This window comes from Micromonospora palomenae, assembly GCF_007829925.1.
GTDB classification, from domain to species: Bacteria; Actinomycetota; Actinomycetes; order Mycobacteriales; family Micromonosporaceae; genus Micromonospora; species Micromonospora purpureochromogenes.
This window is the reverse complement of record NZ_VIXA01000001.1, coordinates 1,853,980-1,871,885: the sequence shown is the minus strand read 5'-3', so window position 1 is coordinate 1,871,885 and position 17,906 is coordinate 1,853,980. Positions and strand designations below refer to the sequence as shown.

The window sequence follows — 17,906 nt, the reverse complement described above, 5'->3', positions numbered from 1 at the left end:
CGGCGCGTCCCTGGCCCGGCTCAGTCCTGCGCGAGCAGCCGCTCGCGGACCTCGCGGCGCAGGATCTTGCCGATCTGCGACCGGGGCAGCTCGTCGACCACCACCACCCGGCGCGGCACCTTGTACGCGGTCAGGTGCTGCCGGCAGGACGTGCGCAGGCTCTCCGGATCGGCCGTGCAGTCCTCGTTCAGCACCACCGCCGCGACGACCTCCTCGCCGCCGTGCTCGCCGGGCAGTCCCACCGCGGCGGCGTCGGCCACCCCGGGCACCCGGCGCAGCGCGTCCTCCACCTCGGACGGGTAGACGTTGAAGCCGCCGGTGATGATCAGTTCCTTGATCCGGTCGACCACGGTGACGAAGCCGTCCGGGTCCATCACCACCACGTCCCCGGTCCGCAGCCAGCCGCCCGGCAGCAGCACCGCCGCGGTCTCCTCCGGGCGGTTCCAGTAGCCGGAGAACACCTGCGGGCCCCGGATCAGCAGCTCCCCGGCCTCGCCGGGGCCCCGGTCGACCGACGGGTCCTCGGGGTCGACGATGCGGACCTCGGTGGACGGGAACGGCACCCCGACGGTGCCCGGCCGGCGGGCGGGCGAGACCGGATTGCCCAGCGCCACCGGGGAGGTCTCGGTCATGCCGTACCCCTCGACCAGCAGCCCGCCGGTGACCGACTCCCAGAGCCGGACCGTGGACGGCGGCAGGGCCATCGCGCCGGAGATGGCGTACCGGACGGAGGTGAGGTCGACGCCGCGCTCGCGGGCGGCGGTGGCCAGCTTCTCGTAGATCGGCGGGACGGCGGGCAGGAACGTCGGCGGGCGGCGGCGAACGGCGTCGAGCACCTGGTCGACGTCGAAGCGGGGCAGCAGTACCAGGGCGGCGCCGATGCTCACCGCGAAGGTCAGGCAGAGCGTCAGCCCGTACGCGTGGAACAGCGGCAGGACGGCGTACACCGTCTCCTCGCCGTCGCGCAGCCCCGGCACCCAGGCGCGGCCCTGCGCGGCGTTGACGCGCAGGTTGCGGTGGGTCAGCACGGCGCCCTTCGGGATGCCGGTGGTGCCGCCGGTGTACTGCAGCAGCGCGGTGTCGTCCGGGCCGGGCGCGGGGTGCTCGGCACGCAGCGGCGGCGCGGCGGCCAGCAGGGCGTCCCAGCTCAGCGCGCCCGGCGCCGCAGCGGTCATCGCCGCGCGGGCGGCCCGCGCCTTGGCCAGCGGCAGCCGCAGCGCCCAGCGCTTCGCCCGGGGCAGCGCGCGGGTGAGGTCCACCGCGACCACGGTCTCCACCGCGCCCGCGCCCCGCACCTGCGGCGCCGCCTTGTCCCAGACCACGGCGACCCGGGCGCCGTGGTCGGCGAGCTGGTGGGCCAGCTCCTGCGGCGTGTAGAGCGGGTTGTGCTCGACCACCACCGCGCCGAGGCGCAGCGCGGCGTAGAAGGCGATGACGTGCTGCGGACAGTTCGGCAGCACCAGGGCCACCCGGTCGCCCGCGCCGACGCCGAGCCGGCGCAGCGCCTCTGCCGCCCGGGCCACCTGGTCGTCCAGCTCGGCGTAGGTGGTGGTGGACCCGAAGAAGTCCAGCGCGACCCGGGAGCTGAACCGGCCGGCCGCCGCGCGGAGCAGGTCGACCAGGGACTCCTCCGACGGCGCGATGGTCGCCGGCACGTCGGGGGCGTAGCTGCGCAGCCAGGGCCGCTCGGCGGTCAGGTCCATCGGGTCTCCCCTCGCTGGGCACGACGGTCCGCCCGCCGGTCGCGACCGGGCGTACCGCCCCAGCCTAACCTACCTACCGGTAACCTACGCCTGCGTAGGTCCGGCTCAGCAGCCGCTCCACCGCACCGGCCGCAGCCGGGTCCCGTTGGTGGAGCCCACGATGGTGCCGTTGTCCGCGATCGCCCAGGCCATGATGATCACGGCGCCCGGGACCGCACCCGGGAGCGGGACGAGCCGGTCACCGCGGTCGACTGCCCGGTCGCCGAGCACCGTGCCCCGGGCGTTGACGTCCTGCACCGATGGCAGCCCCGGGTGCACCGGGACCGTCGCCCCGCTGCGCAGGTTCCAGCGCATCAACACGTGGTCCCCGTCGAGACCGGCGCCGCCGACCGCCCAGTCACCCTGGGCGGCCCGTATCCAGGTAGGCACCGCGCCCGGGGCGGTGAGCCGGTCGATCCGTCCGTCGGGCCGGCGGACCCAGGCGGTGGGCGTCGTCGCGCCGCCCGAGGCACCGGCGGTGCCGACGATGCTGCCGTCGTCGAAGATCTCCTGCGCGGCCGAGTTCGGCGGCGCGTCGACCACTTCCACGGTGCCAGGCCGGTCCGCCGGCCAGAGCAGCGGCAGGGCGGTTTCGGTCTCCTCCACCGAGCCGTGGCCCACGATGTCACCCCGGGCGTTGATCCCGAGCGGCCAGCTCCCGGAGACCGTCGCCGGCGCCGGCAACCACTCCAGCCGGCCGTCCCGGTAGCGCCACGGGCGGTAGGTGCCGTCGACGAAGGCGCTGCCGACAATCACGCCGTACCGGTTGACGGCGGCGAGGTACCGGTGCGGGTCGGACGGCGCGACGGTGACCCGCGGCCCGTCCCAGAGCAGCAGCAGTTCCTCCCGTACGTCTCCGGTGATCCGCAGGCCGCGACCGGCGATGAACCGCCCGGTCGGGTCGATCGCCCGCGCCTCGCCGTGGGTCACGTCGGCCGGCATCGGCAGTGGGCGGATCGTGCAGAGCGTCGCGCTGCGCGGCCTCGTCGCGGCCGTGGCGACGCCGGGCGCGCCCAGCGTCGCGGTGAGGACGCCGGCGGTGAGGCCGGCAAGGAGGCTGTTCGGGATGGTCCGCGTCATGGCTGCTCCCGGCACTGGGGCCCGGGTTTCCGGGCGGTGTCCATGCCCTGTTCACGGGTGAGGGCACCGCCCGGTTGCACCGCGCCGCGGCCGGGGAATCTGCCGCAGCACCGGACGACCGTGGCGGCGCCGGGCCGCTCGGCGGTCAGGTCCCTCCGGGTCCCCCGCCGTCGACGGTGCAGGCGGGACACCCGCACCTTCGACGGCGCACCTGACGCCGCCGATGCCGGCGGCGCAGTCGGTGGAGTCAGCAGCCGGTCCAGCGCACCGGGGTGAGCCGGCCGTCGTTGCGGAAGCCGACCACCGTGCCGGTGTCCGAAATGGCCCGAGTGCCGACGCGGGCTCCGGGCAGCAGCCGGGAGGTGCCGCCGCGGGCGATGCGGTCGCCGCCGACCACCGTCCCGCGCTTGTTGACGTCGACCAACCAGGGCAGCTCGTCGGCGAGTCGCGACCAGGAGCCGTCGCGCAGGTCCCAGCGCACCCGTACCTGGTTGGCGCCACCGAGGCTGACCCGACCGATCGCCCAGTGGCCCTGCGCCGCGTCGACGTCGGTGCTGCGGGCCCCCGGCACGGTCAGGGACTGGAGGCGTCCGTCCGGGTATCGCACCCAGCCGGTCGAGGCGGCGAAGTCGCCGGCGGTGCCGACGATGGTGCCGTCCTCCGTGATGCCCTGCGGCATGGCGCCGGCCGGGGCGTCGAGCACCTCGAACGTGCCGGGCCGGGCGGCCGGCCAGCGAAGCGGGAAGTTGCGGCCGGTGTCGGACTCCACCCCGTAGCCGACGATGTCTCCCGCCCCGTTGATCGCCGTCGGCAGCGCGCCGCCGGGCGGCGACGGGAGGAGGGTGACGGCGCCGTCGCGCAGGATCCACGGCCGGATCTTGGCGTCGACCCAGCCGTGGCCGACCACCGTGCCGGCGGTGTTGACGTCCGCCACGGTGTCGGCGAGCGGTGACTCGATCGTGGTGAGCCGCCCGCGCTTCCAGACCAGCAGGAGGAGCTGGTTGTCCTCCTCGCCGACCCGCAGGGCGGTGCCGGCGATGAATCGACCGGTCCGGTCGATCGCCTGCGCGTCGGCGCGGTAGACATCGGCGGGGTAGGGCAGGGTGGACAGCTTGCAGGCGCTGGCACTGGCGGTGGCCGTCCGCGGCGCGGCGGTCGCCGGTGCGGTGGCGACGCCGAGCGCGGCGGACAGCAGCCCGGCGGTGGCCGCCGCCAGCATCCTGCGTCGAGCGAGGTGGGTCATCGGTATCTCCCCGTGGTCGGTCCGGGTGCTCCGGACGGTGTGACGGGAGAACCGTCGACGACCACGTCCGGTTGCGAACTGTCCGATACCTGATAACCCGTTCGCGTTCCCGCCCGCGCCGTGGCCGGCCCAGGCGGGTCGCCTATCGGCGGCCGGGGGAGTGCTGCCGCATCATCTGCCGGCCCCGCACGAACGCCAGCACGATCACCGCCACCAGCGCGATCGCCCCGATGATCACCAGCCAGCGGACCGCCTCGAGGAGCAGCCCCAGCAGGACGAGCGCGCCGCCGACGATGCCGACGATCCAGAGCACGGTCCGCATCTTCGCCTCCCTGATCGACTGTCCGCGCGCCTTCCCCCTGACCGGCGGGACATGCCGGCCCGGCGCGAAACCGCCGGTCAGCGCCGGCCGACGTACACGGTATTGGCGCTCTCGCCGCCCGTGAGCGGGTTGGCGAAACGGACGACGTGGGCCTGCGAGGTCGGGAACACCTCGGCCAGCACCCGGCCGAACTCCTCGTCCGGCGGGTCGTCCGACCAGAGGGCGAACACCCCGTCCGGGTGCAGCAGGTCGGCCAGCCGGCGCAGCCCGTCGGCCCGGTAGAAGGGGGCGTGGCTGGGGTGCAGGACGTGCCGGGGCGAGTGGTCCACGTCCAGCAGCACGGCGTGGAACCGGCGGTCGGGCTCCGCCGGGTCGAGGCCGGTCCCGCCGGCGACGGCGGCGAAGAAGTCGGCCCGCACGAACCGGGTACGCGGGTCGGGCGCCAGCCCGGCGGCGAAGGGGAACAGCTGCCGGCGGTGCCAGTCGATGACGTCCTCGATCGCCTCGACCACCACCAGCGAGCGCACCCGGGGGTCCTCCAGCGCGGTCCGTGCGGTGTAACCGAGGCCGAGGCCGCCGACCACCACGTCCAGGGCATCCCCGGTCAGCGGGGCCAGGCCCAACCGGGCCAGCTCGATCTCCGCCACCGGGAAGAGGCTGGACATCAGGAACTCGTCGTCGAGCTTCACCTCGTACACGTCGACGTCGAGTGCCGGGTCACGGCGCCGGCGCAGGCTGATCTCGCCGATCGGGGTCTCCCGCCAGGCCAGTTCCTCGAATCGCGCGCCCACCCGGCCTCCTCGCCGCCACCGTCCGTGCGGGATGCTACCGGTCGGGTCCGGCTCATCCCGCGACCCTGACCGGCCGGGCGCGCTCTCCGGTGCCCCCACCCGGCAGTCAGGCCGGCCGGGTCGCCACCACCACCGTGTCGAGCGCGTCCACGGTGTCGCCGTCGACGGTCACCGGGCGGCGGGCCGTCTCCGCGCGCCGCACCCGCAGCCCGTCGAGACCCGCGGTCACCTCCTGCGGGGTGAGCAGGATCGCCGGCTCGCGCGGGCCGCCCACCCCGCCCTCCAGGTTGGCCCGGTCGTGCCCGACCACCACCACCGTGCCGCCGGGCCGCAGCGCGTCGCGCGCCCCGGCCAGCACCGTCGCCCGCGCGGCCGGGGGCAGGTGCAGGTAGGCGACCAGCACCAGGTCGTACCGGCCGGGCTCGGGGGCGTCGGCGGTGACGTCCGCGACCCGCCACTCCACCGGTACGCCCCGGCGCGCGGCCAGCTCCCGGCCGCGCTCCACCGCCACCGGTGAGAAGTCGACCGCGGTCACCCGCCAGCCCCGCCCGGCCAGCCAGACCGCGTTGCGCCCCTCCCCGGCGGCGAGGTCGAGCGCGTCACCCGGGGGCAGGTCGGCGGCCGCCTCCACCACGAAACGGTTCGGCTCGGCCGTCCACACCAGCTCCGTCGAGGCGGCGTACCGCGCGTCCCATTCACTACTGTCCACCGTTGGGTTATACGCCAACCGGCGACCGGGGGCGCGAAATCGGGTGCGGTGTCGACCCCCGGCGGGGATGCTGCCTCCGTGACCAGGAGCCCGACGGTGACGATGATGCCGGTGCTGGAGCGGTGGCCCGGCGACTGTCCGTTCTGGCCGGTGGCGCCGGGGCCGCACCTCGTCGCGGTGCCCCGCCGTCCCGCGCCGGAGCAGGTCGGCGCAGTGCTGTGGGCGCTCGTGGGCCCCGCCGTCACCGACGACGACCTGTCGGTCATCCCGACGAGCGTGGCGGAGGCGGTCGAGGCGTACCTGGCCGCCCGGGACGACAGCCACGCCGCCGGCGGTCTGCGGGTCAGCGACGGGGACGTGGTGATCGACCCGGGCTGCTGCGTGGGGCTCGACGAGTGGCGGGACTGGGGGAGTGTGCTGCGCGGACAGCCGCCCTATCTCGGACACGACCCCGACGTGTTCCTGGAGGACCGGGGGGCGGTGCTGCGGCTGTGGCAGCACGCGGTGGCCGCCCCGTCGGCCGCTGCCGGGCCGGCCGGGCCGCACGTCGACATCTCGCGCGCGCAGTTCCCCGGCCTGCTCCGGGGCGTGCGGCGGGACCTCACCGGGCTGCTGGCCCGAACTGGACGGCTGGGCCCGCGCTGCCGTACCCGGGCTGGCCGGCCCGCTGGTGGCAGCCGTGGACGCCCGGCTGGCCGTCACGGCACCGCTGGAGCCGTGACGACGCAGGGTCGCCGGGACATCGACGCAGCGCATATCCTGTCCGCCGACGACTCGCCGGAAGGGACGCCATGCCGTCGCGGCAGGACCAGCTCCACTCGTACCAGTTCACCGTGCAGCGGGCGGTCGCCGCGCTGGTGATGCGGGAGACCGACCCGGCGCGGTCGCCGTTCCGGCGGCTCGCCGGCGCCGGTCTGGCGAGCGTGCTGGTGGCCGCGATCGGGCTCGGGGGCTTCGCCCTGTACGGCCTCTTCGCCGGCGGTGGCAGCAAGTGGCGCGACCCGGGCGCGGTGATCGTCGAGAAGGAGTCCGGCGCCCGGTTCGTCTACCGGGACGGCAAGCTGCACCCGGTGCTCAACTACGCCTCCGCGCTGCTGATCATCGGCGCCGAGCGGTCCAGCACGGTGCTGGTCTCCCGTCGGTCCATCGAGGGGGTGCCCCGGGGCCTGCCGCTGGGCATCGCCGACGCGCCGGACTCGCTGCCCGCCCCCGGGCGGCTCTCGACCGCCGCGTGGACGGTCTGCTCGGTCGTGCCGGCCGAGACCGAGCGTCCGACGCCCCGCTCGGCGCTGCTCATCGGTCGGGAGGCCACCGGCGGGCGGCCGACCGGCGAGGAGGGGGTGCTGGTCCGGCACCCGGACGGCACGCTGCATCTCGTCTGGCGGGAGCGCCGCTTCCTGCTGCGCGACACCAGCCGGGTGCTGGCGGCCCTGGCCGCCACCCGGGAGCGGGCGGTGCCGGTGGCGCCCGCCCTGCTCAACACGCTGCCCGCGGGCGCCGACCTGGCCCCGCCGGCCCTGCCCGAGCTGGGTCAGCCGGCCGCCCGGGTGTCCGGCGCCGCGGTCGGCGACGTCTACCTGGTCCGCAACTCCGGCGGCGGCCGGCAGTACGCGGTCGCCGAGTCCGACGGCCTCGCCGGCATCACCGAGTTGCAGGCGGCCCTGCTGATGGCCCGCACCGGTCAGGGCGACCCGAAGCCTATCACCCTCGGCCGGTTCGCCGCCCTGCCCAAGCTGCCGGACCTGGTGCCCAGCGGCCCCACCGCCCCACCCCCGTCGCCGCCCCGGCTGGCCGGCGTGGACGGTGGCGGGCTCTGCGCGCGGGTCGGCGACGACGGCGAGGTCCGCGACGTCCGCGTCGGCGCCACCCTGCCCGACCTGACCGCCGTGGCCCGCACCGGCGCCGCCACCGGGCGGGGTGCGGTGCTCGCCGACCACGTGGTGGTCGAGCCCGGCCGGGGCGCGGTGGTGGAGTCCGTCGCCGCGCCCGGGGCGACCGGCGGCGCGGTCTCCGTCGTCACCGACCTGGGCCGGCGGTACGTGCTGGCCGGCACCGAGGTGCTGGGCATGCTCGGCTACCGCGACGTGCGGCCGGTGCGGCTGCCCGCCGGCCTGGTCAGCCTGGTGCCCGCCGGCAGCCCGCTCGACCCGGCCGCCGCGCGGGCGGTGGCCGCCCCCGCCTGACCCGGGCCCGACCCATGGGCCGCCCGCCGTGCGAGGTTAGGGCGCCGCGGCGCGGGTCAGGCGATAAGCCGGCGGGCGGTCGCGGTGGCGGCGCCATTACCGGGCGCGGGGCGGCGGGCAGTACGGCGGGCGGTCAGGGCGCGGGGCGGCGGAGCACGCTGACCGCGAATTCGGCGTCGTCGCGCCACGGACGCAGGTCCCAGGTGGCGAAGCGGTGCTCGGGGCGCAGTCCGGCGGCGACCGCGTCGCCGTCGAAGTCCGCCAGCCGGTAGCCCCGGTCGGTGCCGAAACCGACCAGCACCACGCCGTCGGGGCGCAGGTGCGCGGCGATTCGGGCCAGCACGTCCTGTTCGGTGCCCGGAGCGACGAAGGCCATCACGTTGCCCGCCACCACGGCCGCGTCGAAGGGCTCCGGCTCGCCGGCCGCGGCCAGGTCCAGTGCGGCGAGGTCGCCGACCAGCCAACGCGGGCCGGGATGGTCGGCCCGGGCGGCCTCGACCAGCGCCGGATCGGCGTCCACCCCGACCACCCGGTGACCGCGGGCGGCCAGCGCGGCGCCGACCCGGCCGGTGCCGCAGCCGGCGTCCAGGATCCGCGAGCCGGGGGCGACCATGGCGTCCACCAGGCGCGCCTCGCCGGCGAGGTCGGCGCCCTCGGCGGCGAGCTTGCGGAACCGGTCGATGTACCACTGCGAGTGCCCGGGACCGGTCTCGGTCGCCCAGCGGGTCGGGTTGGTCATGCCGCCACGGTAACCGGCGCCCGGCGGGGCGGCCCGGCGGTCAGGGCAGCCGGGCGACGGTGACGAACTCGTTGTAGGTGAAGAGCTTGCCAAGCGCCCGGGGGAAGGGGAACGAGTACTGCCGCACCACGGTCATGCCGAGGTCGCGGGCGGCCTCCGCCGCCTCGGCGAACCCGACGAACCGGACATGGCTGGCGTCGCTGGCGTACCCGCGCTCCTGCGGGGTGATGAAGACGGCGGTGCCGCCGGAGCGGACGAACGGCAGGTACGAGGAGACCACCTCCAGCGCCTGGCCGGCGGGGAGGTGCTCCAGCAGGTGGGCGGCGAGCAGCGAGTCGAAGGCGTCCGGGCGGGCGTGCTCGGAGCGGAAGAACTCCTCGACCGTGTACGCCTCGTGCCCGGCGGCCCGGGCGTGCGCGATCGACGTGGCGTTGTGGTCGACCCCGACGGCGCCGCCGCCGAGATTGGCGAGGTTGCGGCCGAGCCCGCAGCCCACGTCGAGGGTACGGCCCAGGCCGAGCCGCCGCAGGTTCCACCGGTACGGCGCCTGCACGTCGAGCAGCTGCTTCCAGCGCGCGCCACCCAGGCGTTGCAACCGACGGGTGTAGTCCTCACCCTGGGTGCCCGTTGGAGCGTCCTGCCGTGCTCGACCCATCGCCGGCCCCTTTGCCTGTCGCGGATACGGATGCGGTGCTCGCGCACCTGCCGGCGACACGCGCAGGGCGTTCCGCCGGCCTCCCCCGTACCCGCCGGGGCGGGTTTTCGAACGATGCTACGGACGACGTGGCCGTTCGGCACGATGATCTGGAAGGTGTTTCGAGGCGTGATCGCGGCATCCACGGACGGTGACCGGAGGTCGGCCACCATCCGTGGGCGGGTGGTCAGCCCTTCTCCGCGCCGGCGGTGAGACCCTCGGTGAGCAGCCGCTCACTGGCGAAGAAGAGGATCACGATGGGCAGGGTGAGGATCACCGATCCGGCCATCAGCACGGTCTTGGGCACCTCGACGCCGTCGGCGAGCAGGGAGAGCCCCAGCGACACCGTCCACCGGTCGGGTTTGTCGACCAGGAACAGCAGCGCGAAGAGGAACTCGTTCCAGGCGATCATGAAGTCGTAGAGCGCGACCGCCATGATCGACGGGGCGGCCAGGGGCAGGCTGATCCGGCGGATGATGCCGAGCCGGCCGGCCCCGTCGATAGCCGCGGACTCCTCCAGGCTGATCGGGATGGTCTCGAAGTAGTTCTTCAGCATGTAGACCGAGACCGGCAGGGTCTGCGAAATGTAGACCAGCACCAGCCCGAACAGGGACCCGCGCAGCCCGGCCCGGGTGAAGACCACGAAGAGCGGGATGGCGATGACGATCGACGGGAACAGATAGACGGCCAGGAACAGAGCGTTGACCTGGCGGTGGCCGAAGAAGCGCAGCCGGGAGACGGCGTACGCGCCGGGGATCGCCACCAGCAGCGTCAGCAGCGTCGCGGCCAGGGCGACCAGGCCGCTGTTGCGGATGAAGGTGAGGAAACCCTGGCCGCCGTCCTCGGCGGCCTTCAACACCTCGGTGTACGTGGCCACGGTGAACTCGCCCAGCGGCACCCACAGCGAGCCGGGGTCGAGCAGCAGCCGTTCGATGGGGCGCACCGAGAGCACCAGCATGTACCAGAACGGCAGCACGGTGACCAGCAGGAACGCGGTGATCACCAGCCGGCGCAGCCAGCGCAGCGAGACGGTTTCGATCCGGTCGCGGTCCATCACGCCTCCCTGCGTCCGGCGAAGAAGCGCAGGTAGATCGCGACGAAGACGATCAGCACCACGGCCAGCACGACGGCCTGTGCCGCCGCCGCCCCGATGTCGGTCCGCGCGGTGAGGAACTGGTAGACCCGGACGCTGACCACCTCGGTGCCGGCGGAGCCGCCGGTGAGCAGGTAGACGTCGTCGAACTTGTTGAACGTCATGATGAACCGCAGCACCCCCAGCAGGGCGATCACCGGCATCAGCTGCGGCAGCAGGATGTGCCGGAACCGCTGGGTCGGGGTGGCCCCGTCCACCCGGGCGGCCTCCTCCAGCTCGCCGGGGACGGCCTGGAGCCGGGCCAGCAGGAACAGGAACGCGAACGGGAAGTAGCGCCACGCCTCGAACGTGATCACCGTGGCCAGGGCGGTCGAGTCCTGGGACAGGAAGGGGATCGGGGCGTCCCAGCCGAGGAAGCGCTGCCCCCAGTCGTTGACGATGCCGAGTTGGGGGTCGAGCATCACCTGCCAGACGAAGGCCACCGCGACCACCGGCGCCACGTACGGCAGCAGCATCGAGGCCCGGACCAGCGTCCGGCCCCGGAACGGCCGGCGGACCACCAGCGCGGCGACCAGGCCGAGCGCGATCGACCCGGCGGTGCCGCCCAGGCTGTAGACGACCGTGGTCCAGAGCGTGTCGGCGAAGCCGGGGGTGTGCAGCACCCGGTCGACGTTGGCGAGGGTGAACTCGCCGAACAGCCCGGTCTTGCGCAGGGTGGCGAGGCGGACCCGCTGGAAGGCCAGCAGCACCGTCCAGACGATCGGGATGCCGATCACCGCGATCACCACGAGCAGGGTCGGGGCGACCAGAGCCAGCCCTTCCCGGGACTCCCGGCGACGCAGCGTCAGCGGGCGTCGGCGGCCGGGACCGGGCCGCTCCCGGGCGGGGGAGCGGCCGGTTTCCGGCGGGGCCGTGGTCAATTGACGCCGGCCTTGATCGCCTCCACGTCCTTCTTGGCCCGGGCGGCCGCCGCGCCGGCGTCGCTCTTGCCTCCGACGACGTCCGCGAGGGCCTTGGGTACGGGCAGTTCGCCGAGGATCGCGCCAACCAGCTTGCCCTGGCCCTGGGTCAGGCCCCAGCGCTGGAAGGTGTCCGGGCTCGTGCGCAGGCCGGTCAGCACCTCGTCGCCGTACACCTCGGACAGCGGCTTCTTCGCGTCCACGCCGGCCTGGCTGGTGTTCCAGGCGGTGAGGAACTTCTCCTTGTCGTCGGCGGTGCCCTTGCGGACCGGGAAGCGCCCCTCGGGGGACATGCCGAACCAGCGCGGGTAGCCGTCGGAGAGCAGGTACTCCACGAAGGACTTCGCCGGGTCGGCGGCGGCCTCGTTTAGCACCGCCCAGGAGCTGATCTCGCCGTACTGGGCCGGCTCCGCGCCGTTGGGGCCCTTGATGGCGGTGACGAAGCCGCTGTTCTTCGCCAGCCAGCTCGGATCCTTCGCGCACTGGGGACAGGTCGGCTTGGCGTCGTTGCGCAGCCCGGCCAGCTCATCGAGGATGAACGGCGACCAGATCAGCATGGCGGCCTTGCCGGCGAAGTAGGTGGCCCGGGTGGTGTCCACGTCCTGCGCGCCCTTGACGGAGTGGTTGCGCATCAGGTCGCCGTAGAAGCGGAACGCCTCCACGCATTCGGGGGAGTCCAGCTTGACCGCCCCGGAGTCGTCGGTGAGCTGGCAGTTGTTGGCCAGCGCCAGGTGCTCGAAGGTCTGCTGGGTGAAGACGTCGCCGGGGGCGGTCGCCGCGGTGATGCCGGCGACCCCGCCGGTGTTCAGCTTCGCCGCGGCGGCGGCGATTTTCTCGTACGTGTCGGGGGCGGGCAGGCCGGCGGCGGCGAAGAGGTCCTTGCGGTAGACCAGCAGCTGCCCCCACCCGTCGCTGGGTACCGAGAGTTGCTTCCCGTCGTCGGAGGTCAGCTCCAGGGCGCGGGGGGAGAAGGTGTCCCGCCCCAGCTTGTCGACGATCTCCTTGTTGGCGTCGGGATGCAGCAGCTCGTTGCCGGCGAGGGTGCGGATGCCGGCGAGCGGCACCGACCCGACGACGTCGGGCAGCTCCCCGGCGGCGGCGCTGGAGGCGATGAGGGAGGGGAACTGGTCCTCGTTGACGGTGACCAGATTGACCTTCACGCCGGTCTTGGCGGTGTAGTCGGCGATGATCGCGCGGGTGGCGGTGACCCGGTCGGCCACGTCCTCGAGGCTCCAGACGGTTATTTCGGAACTGTCGCTTTTCGACTCGTCGTCGCTGCAGGCCAGCAGGCTCGCCCCGGTTACTGCGAGGATCAGGGTGGCGGCCAGCATCCGCATCGGAGGGGATGACATCTGTGGCACTCCTCTCGAAGGGTACATGAGGGATTCAACGTCCTGGATTGATCAATTACAAGACATATAGCGATTTTTTGTTAAGATTGAGCCCGGTACGTCCCGGGAGTAGCGCCATGGGCAACTGGGTTGTCTCGCTGGCCGGGCCGCGGCGCGTGAGCCTCGAGCCCTGCCCCACCGATCCGCTCGGCCCGGGCCAGGTCCGGGTCCGCACCTGCTATTCCGGCATCTCCGCCGGCACCGAGCTCACCCTGTTCCGGGGGAGCAACCCCCGGCTCAGCAAGGACTGGGACGACGCCAGCCGGATGTTCGTCCCCCGGCAGACCCCCGTGCCGTACCCGCTGGTCGGGTTCGGCTACGAGGAGGTTGGCGAGATCATCGAGGTCGCCGGCGACGTGGCCGACCGACATCCGGGCCAGCTCGTCTGGGGCATCTGGGGGCACCGGGCCGAGGCCGTCCTCCCGGCCGGCGCGGTCAACCCGCTCGCCCCCGGGCTCAACCCGCTCGCCGCCGTCTTCGCCCGCCCCGGCGCCATCGCGCTGACCGCCGTGCTCGCCGGGGACCTGCACCTCGGCGACTGGGTCGGGATCTTCGGGCAGGGCGTCATCGGGCTGCTCGCCACCCGGCTGGCCAGCCTCTCCGGGGCCCGGGTGGTCGCCGTCGACCGGGTGCCCGCCCGGCTGGAACGGGCCGCCCGCCTCGGGGCCCGGCGCACCGTCGACGCCGGTGTCGACTCCGCCGCCGCGGTGCTGCGCGAGGCCACCGCCGGCCGGGGCGCGGACGTCTGCCTGGAGCTGTCCGGGGCGTACCCGGCGCTGCACGAGGCGATCCGCGCCACCACCCACGCCGGCCGGGTCGTGGCCGGCGGCTTCTACCAGGGCCAGGCCGACGGGCTCGGCCTCGGCGAGGAGTTCCACCACAACCGGATCCAGCTGGTGGCGGCCCAGGTCTCCGGGCCCGCCCCGGCGCCCGGCCTGGCCGGCCGGTGGTCCGGTGCCCGCATCGCCCACACCTTCATGGACCTGGTGGCCGAGGGCAGCGTCGACCCGCTGCCGCTGGTGAGCCACGTCGTGGACGCCCGCGCGGTGGCCGACGCGCTCGCGTTGCTCGACCGCGGTGCCGGTGACGTCCTACAAGTCGTGCTGGAGTTCTGATGTCCATCCCGCTCGCCTGCCAGGAGCAACTGCTCCCGGGCACCAGCCTGCCCCAGAAGTTCGCCCTCGCCACCGCCCTCGGCTACCAGGGCATCGAGCTGCGCGGCCGGGGCGACCTCGACCTCGCCCGCCGGCTGCCGGAGCTGCGCCGGGCCCGCGCCGAGGGGGTGGTCATGCCCACCGTCTGCGTGGAGATGGACCACTTCATCGGCGACTTCGACCCGGCGCGCTCCCGCGACGCGGTCGCCAACCTGCGCTCCCAGCTCACCGTGATCGCCGAACTCGGCGGGATCGGCGCGATGACCCCCGCCGCGTGGGGGATGTTCTCCCGCCGGCTGCCCCCGTTCGAGCCGCCCCGACCGCCCGGCGGCGACCGGCAGGTGCTCGTCGACGCCCTCGGTGACCTCGGCGAGCACGCCCGCGCCGAGGGCGTCACCCTCTTCCTCGAACCGCTCAACCGGTACGAGGACCACATGGTCAACCGGCTCGACGAGGCGGTCGCGCTCTGCGCCGCCGTCGGCCTGCCCTCGGTGCGGGTGGTCGCCGACACCTTCCACATGAACATCGAGGAGGACGACGTGCACGCCGCCCTGCGTGCCGCCGCGCCGTACCTGGGGCACGTGCAGGTCAGCGACTCCAACCGGTTCCAGCCCGGCGCCGGGCACCTGGACTGGCCGGCGCTGCTGCGCACGCTGCGCGACATCGGCTACCCGGGATGGCTGGCGCTGGAGTGCCGGCTGCGCGGCGACCCGGTCCGGGCGCTGCAACAGGCGGCGACCGTGCTCCGGCACGCCCAGCCCCGGCAGGCGGCGGCGTGAGCACCGGCGCCGCCGGCCCGTCCGGCCTCGGCGCGCCCCCCGCCGACGACCCGGACGGTGGCCCCGCCCCAAGGGCCGGCGCGCCGGCCCGTCCGGCGCCCGCCGGGCACCTCGCCGACCTGCGCCGGCTGGCCATCGCCACCCTCGACGCCAACTGGGAGCACGACCACACGGTGCCCTCGCGCACCCTCTACCCGCACCAGTGGAGCTGGGACTCGGCGTTCATCGCGATCGGGCTGGCCCACGTCCGCCCCGACCGGGCCTGGCGGGAGCTGCGTACCCTGTTCGCCGCCCAGTGGGCCGACGGGCGGGTGCCGCACATCGTCTTCAACCCGGCGCTGCGGGTCGGCTCGTACTTTCCCGGGCCGGAGTTCTGGGGCTCCGCCACCGCCGAGGGCGCCCCGCCCGCCGCCACCTCCGGCATCGTCCAGCCGCCGGTGCACGCCCAGGCGGCCTGGCTGGTGCACCGCCGCGCCCCCTCCGAGGCGTCGGCCCGGGCGCTGCGCTGGCTGTACCCGAGGCTGGTCGCCCAGCAGCATTACCTCACCGGCCGGCGGGACGTCGGCGGGGCCGGGCTGGCGGCCATCGTGCACCCCTGGGAGTCCGGCCTGGACAACAGCCCGGCCTGGGACGCGCCGATGGCGGCGGTGCCGGCCGACGCCGCCGTCATGCGGGCGTACCGTCGGCACGACACCGCGCACGCCGACGCCGCGCACCGCCCCACGGACCTGGACTACGCGCGGTACGTCGCGATCGTCGCCTCCTACCGCGACCGTCGCTATACGGACCAGGCGCTGGCCGGGTGGCATCCGTTCCTGGTGGAGTGCCCGCTGTTCAACGCGGCGCTGGGCGCGGCGGAGCACGCCCTGGCGCGGATCGCCGCCGTGGTCGGGGCCGACCCCGGCCCGCACCGGGACCGCGCGGCCCGGATCACCGAGGCCCTGGTCCGCCGGCTCTACGACCCGGTGACCGGCACCTTCCACCCGCGCGACCTGCGCACCGACCGGCTGGTCCCGGCCCGTACCGTGCTGGGGCTGATGCCGCTGATCCTGCCCGACCTGCCGGGGCGCCAGGTGCGGGCGGTGCTGACCGAGGCGTGCTCGGTGCGGTTCGGCCTGGCCCCGCGCATGCCGCGTCCGCTGCCCACCCACGATCGCAGCGCGCCGGACTTCGAGCCGCTGCGCTACTGGCGCGGCCCCAGTTGGATGAACACCAACTGGCTGCTCTGGCGCGGGCTGCGGGCGCACCACCGGCCGGACCTGGCCGCCGGGCTGCGCGAGTCGATGCTGGCGCTGGTCGCCACCGGCGGCTGCCACGAGTACTTCCACCCGGACACCGCGGCGGGGCTCGGCTCGGCGGCGTTCAGCTGGACGGCGTCACTGCTGCTCGACACCCTCGCCGAGGGATGAGCGGCACCCGAACCGGCCCGTCCGGGCCGGGCGCGGGGAAGCACCGCGGCCGTCAGTCCAGTCGCCGCCAGTCGGGGCCGGCCGGGGGACCGTCCGAGGTCAGCGCCGCCAGCATCACCGACTCGACCTGCTCGGGTGTGAGGTGTTCGCGGTGGTCCGCGCCCGGGACGTAGGCGGCCCAGGGGCGTCCCTCGGCGTCCGACATCACCACGGCCACCGGATCGCGGTGGTCGCTGACGGCGGCGACCGTCCCCCAGGGGCGGTGCACGAAGACCTGCTGCCCCAGGTCGGGATCGAGTTCGCGCAGCCACCGCCGGACGGTCTCCCGGTCGCCGAGCTCCACCTGTTCGCCGGCGACCCGGAACGGTCCCGTGCTGGTCAGGAGTTCGACGACGTTCTCCGGCGCCTTCCGCCGCCGCCACCGGTCGCGCCACCAGCCCATCTGCGCCCTCCCTCCGGGAGCACCCCGTGCGCTCGGATTGCCCCGCCGGCCCCCGCCGCCAAACCCCGGCACGTCCGGGCCGGCGTCTACAGTGGGTGCCCCGCCCGACCGGAGGACCGCACATGGACCCCATCGACAAGATCGCCTGGATCCGGATCGATCACGGCCGGATCCTCAGCACCCGCTCCCGGGGAAAGGACGTCTGGTACCTGCCCGGTGGCATGCGCGAGCCCGGCGAGACCGACCGGGAGACGCTCACCCGCGAGATCGCCGAGGAACTGGGTGTGGTGATCGACCCGGAGACGGCCGTGCACGTCGGCACGTTCACCGCCCCGGCGCACGGCCACCCGGCGGGCACGCTGGTGCGGATGACCTGCTACACCGCCGAGCACCACGGCGAGCCCCGGCCGGACCACGAGATCGAGGAGGTCGCCTGGCTCGGGTACGCCGACCGGGACCGGGTCTCCCCGGTCGACCGGATCATCTTCGACGACCTGCGCCGGCGGGCCCTGCTGGCCTGAGCGACCTCGCAGGTGCCGCGCCACGAGTTCGACGCCGAGGCGGCGGCTTCCCGCTCGTCCCAGGGGCGCGAGCCGCGCCGGCGACCGGTCGGGTGAGGCGGCCGTTTGCGCCCCGCCGGGACGGGTAACCGCGGTCGGATTCCCGACCCGGCGGGACGGCCGCCGGGAGTCGGATTTCCGACGACGACCTGCGGACGCCGGGTCGAGGTGCGGCCGATCGGCGGAACGAGAGGAGGACCCGGTGCGCTTCCCCCTCTTCGTCGACGCGGTCGCCCGGCGGGCAGAGTTGCCGCCGGAGCGGGCCGCCGCGATCGCCCGCGCCGTGCTGGTGACGGTGGCCGAACGGGTCCAGGCCGGGGAGGTCGACGACCTGAGCGCCCAGCTCCCGGACGAGCTCAGCGCATACCTGGCCGGGCCGCCGTCGGAGACCACGCCGGGCGCGGCGGAGACCTTCGGACCGGTCGAGTTCCTGCGCCGGGTGGCCGACCGGGCCGGCGTCGAGCCGGCCACCGCCCAGGTCGGGGTCCGGGCGGTCTTCGCCACCCTGCGCGAGGCGGTCACGGTCGGCGAGTTCCAGGACCTGGTGGCGCAGTTGCCGAAAAGTTTCACCAGGGGCGTCGATCCAGCGCCACCGCGGCCGTACGATGAGTGACGT

General features: G+C 74.6%; 19 protein-coding genes. 7 read left to right on the top strand and 12 right to left on the bottom strand.

The window, feature by feature from the left end:
• Positions 1-20: 20 nt before the first annotated feature.
• The 6 genes from FHX75_RS08405 to FHX75_RS08380 all read right to left on the bottom strand — a co-directional run bounded on the left by FHX75_RS08405 (position 21) and on the right by FHX75_RS08380 (position 5,887).
• Entirely contained in the window at positions 21-1,703 is a 1,683-nt protein-coding gene (locus tag FHX75_RS08405; RefSeq protein ID WP_154937818.1) for a long-chain-fatty-acid--CoA ligase, read from the bottom strand.
• A 105-nt stretch (positions 1,704-1,808) separates the two neighbouring features.
• Complete coding sequence (locus FHX75_RS08400) at positions 1,809-2,822, bottom strand: hypothetical protein (RefSeq protein ID WP_154937816.1); 1,014 nt, start codon at positions 2,820-2,822, stop codon at positions 1,809-1,811.
• A 247-nt stretch (positions 2,823-3,069) separates the two neighbouring features.
• Positions 3,070-4,065 (bottom strand): hypothetical protein, encoded by a 996-nt coding sequence (locus FHX75_RS08395; RefSeq protein WP_154937814.1) that lies wholly within the window; start codon positions 4,063-4,065, stop codon positions 3,070-3,072.
• Positions 4,066-4,207: 142 nt separating this feature from the next.
• Positions 4,208-4,387: a hypothetical protein gene (locus tag FHX75_RS08390; RefSeq protein ID WP_154937812.1), complete on the bottom strand. Its 180-nt coding sequence runs from the start codon at positions 4,385-4,387 to the stop codon at positions 4,208-4,210.
• Between the two features lie 77 nt (positions 4,388-4,464).
• Positions 4,465-5,178 carry a polyamine aminopropyltransferase gene (locus FHX75_RS08385; protein ID WP_154937810.1) on the bottom strand — a complete coding sequence of 238 codons (714 nt, stop codon included), beginning with the start codon at positions 5,176-5,178 and terminating at the stop codon, positions 4,465-4,467.
• Positions 5,179-5,284: 106 nt separating this feature from the next.
• Positions 5,285-5,887, bottom strand: coding sequence for a class I SAM-dependent methyltransferase (locus tag FHX75_RS08380; protein ID WP_154937808.1), 603 nt, complete (start codon positions 5,885-5,887; stop codon positions 5,285-5,287).
• 96 nt (positions 5,888-5,983) lie between these two features.
• On the opposite strand from FHX75_RS08380, the gene FHX75_RS08375 reads away from it, so the two are divergent.
• Complete coding sequence (locus FHX75_RS08375; RefSeq protein ID WP_154937806.1) at positions 5,984-6,748, top strand: hypothetical protein; 765 nt, start codon at positions 5,984-5,986, stop codon at positions 6,746-6,748.
• Complete coding sequence (gene eccB, locus FHX75_RS08370; protein ID WP_154937804.1) at positions 6,679-8,070, top strand: type VII secretion protein EccB; 1,392 nt, start codon at positions 6,679-6,681, stop codon at positions 8,068-8,070. Before FHX75_RS08375 ends, eccB begins: the two co-directional genes overlap by 70 nt.
• Positions 8,071-8,203: 133 nt before the next feature.
• On the opposite strand, the gene FHX75_RS08365 is transcribed toward eccB, so the two are convergent.
• The 5 genes from FHX75_RS08365 to FHX75_RS08345 form a co-directional block, all read right to left on the bottom strand.
• Entirely contained in the window at positions 8,204-8,809 is a 606-nt protein-coding gene (locus FHX75_RS08365) for a class I SAM-dependent methyltransferase (RefSeq protein ID WP_154937802.1), read from the bottom strand.
• A 40-nt stretch (positions 8,810-8,849) separates the two neighbouring features.
• A complete protein-coding gene (locus FHX75_RS08360; protein WP_154937800.1) occupies positions 8,850-9,464 on the bottom strand; it encodes a methyltransferase domain-containing protein in 615 nt (204 codons plus the stop codon).
• A 226-nt stretch (positions 9,465-9,690) separates the two neighbouring features.
• Positions 9,691-10,557 carry a carbohydrate ABC transporter permease gene (locus tag FHX75_RS08355; RefSeq protein ID WP_154937798.1) on the bottom strand — a complete coding sequence of 289 codons (867 nt, stop codon included), beginning with the start codon at positions 10,555-10,557 and terminating at the stop codon, positions 9,691-9,693.
• Positions 10,557-11,516, bottom strand: coding sequence for a carbohydrate ABC transporter permease (locus tag FHX75_RS08350; RefSeq protein ID WP_154937796.1), 960 nt, complete (start codon positions 11,514-11,516; stop codon positions 10,557-10,559). The genes FHX75_RS08355 and FHX75_RS08350 overlap by 1 nt, the downstream gene beginning before the upstream one ends.
• Positions 11,513-12,907, bottom strand: coding sequence for an ABC transporter substrate-binding protein (locus tag FHX75_RS08345; protein WP_154937795.1), 1,395 nt, complete (start codon positions 12,905-12,907; stop codon positions 11,513-11,515). Before FHX75_RS08345 ends, FHX75_RS08350 begins: the two co-directional genes overlap by 4 nt.
• A gap of 116 nt (positions 12,908-13,023) precedes the next feature.
• On the opposite strand from FHX75_RS08345, the gene FHX75_RS08340 reads away from it, so the two are divergent.
• The 3 genes from FHX75_RS08340 to FHX75_RS08330 all read left to right on the top strand — a co-directional run bounded on the left by FHX75_RS08340 (position 13,024) and on the right by FHX75_RS08330 (position 16,288).
• Positions 13,024-14,061 (top strand): zinc-dependent alcohol dehydrogenase, encoded by a 1,038-nt coding sequence (locus tag FHX75_RS08340; RefSeq protein ID WP_154937793.1) that lies wholly within the window; start codon positions 13,024-13,026, stop codon positions 14,059-14,061.
• Positions 14,061-14,879, top strand: a complete 819-nt coding sequence (locus FHX75_RS08335; protein WP_154937791.1) for a sugar phosphate isomerase/epimerase family protein — start codon at positions 14,061-14,063, stop codon at positions 14,877-14,879. The genes FHX75_RS08340 and FHX75_RS08335 overlap by 1 nt, the downstream gene beginning before the upstream one ends.
• A gap of 119 nt (positions 14,880-14,998) precedes the next feature.
• Entirely contained in the window at positions 14,999-16,288 is a 1,290-nt protein-coding gene (locus tag FHX75_RS08330) for an MGH1-like glycoside hydrolase domain-containing protein (RefSeq protein ID WP_154938941.1), read from the top strand.
• 52 nt (positions 16,289-16,340) lie between these two features.
• Here FHX75_RS08330 and FHX75_RS08325 read toward each other — a convergent pair whose 3' ends face one another.
• Positions 16,341-16,730: a hypothetical protein gene (locus tag FHX75_RS08325; protein ID WP_154937789.1), complete on the bottom strand. Its 390-nt coding sequence runs from the start codon at positions 16,728-16,730 to the stop codon at positions 16,341-16,343.
• Between the two features lie 122 nt (positions 16,731-16,852).
• Here FHX75_RS08325 and FHX75_RS08320 point away from each other — a divergent pair, with 122 nt between their 5' ends.
• Complete coding sequence (locus tag FHX75_RS08320) at positions 16,853-17,251, top strand: NUDIX hydrolase (RefSeq protein ID WP_154937787.1); 399 nt, start codon at positions 16,853-16,855, stop codon at positions 17,249-17,251.
• 241 nt (positions 17,252-17,492) lie between these two features.
• The gene (locus FHX75_RS08315; protein WP_154937785.1) at positions 17,493-17,903 is read left to right on the top strand and encodes a DUF2267 domain-containing protein; all 411 of its coding nucleotides are present in this window, start codon (positions 17,493-17,495) and stop codon (positions 17,901-17,903) included.
• Positions 17,904-17,906 lie beyond the last annotated feature (3 nt).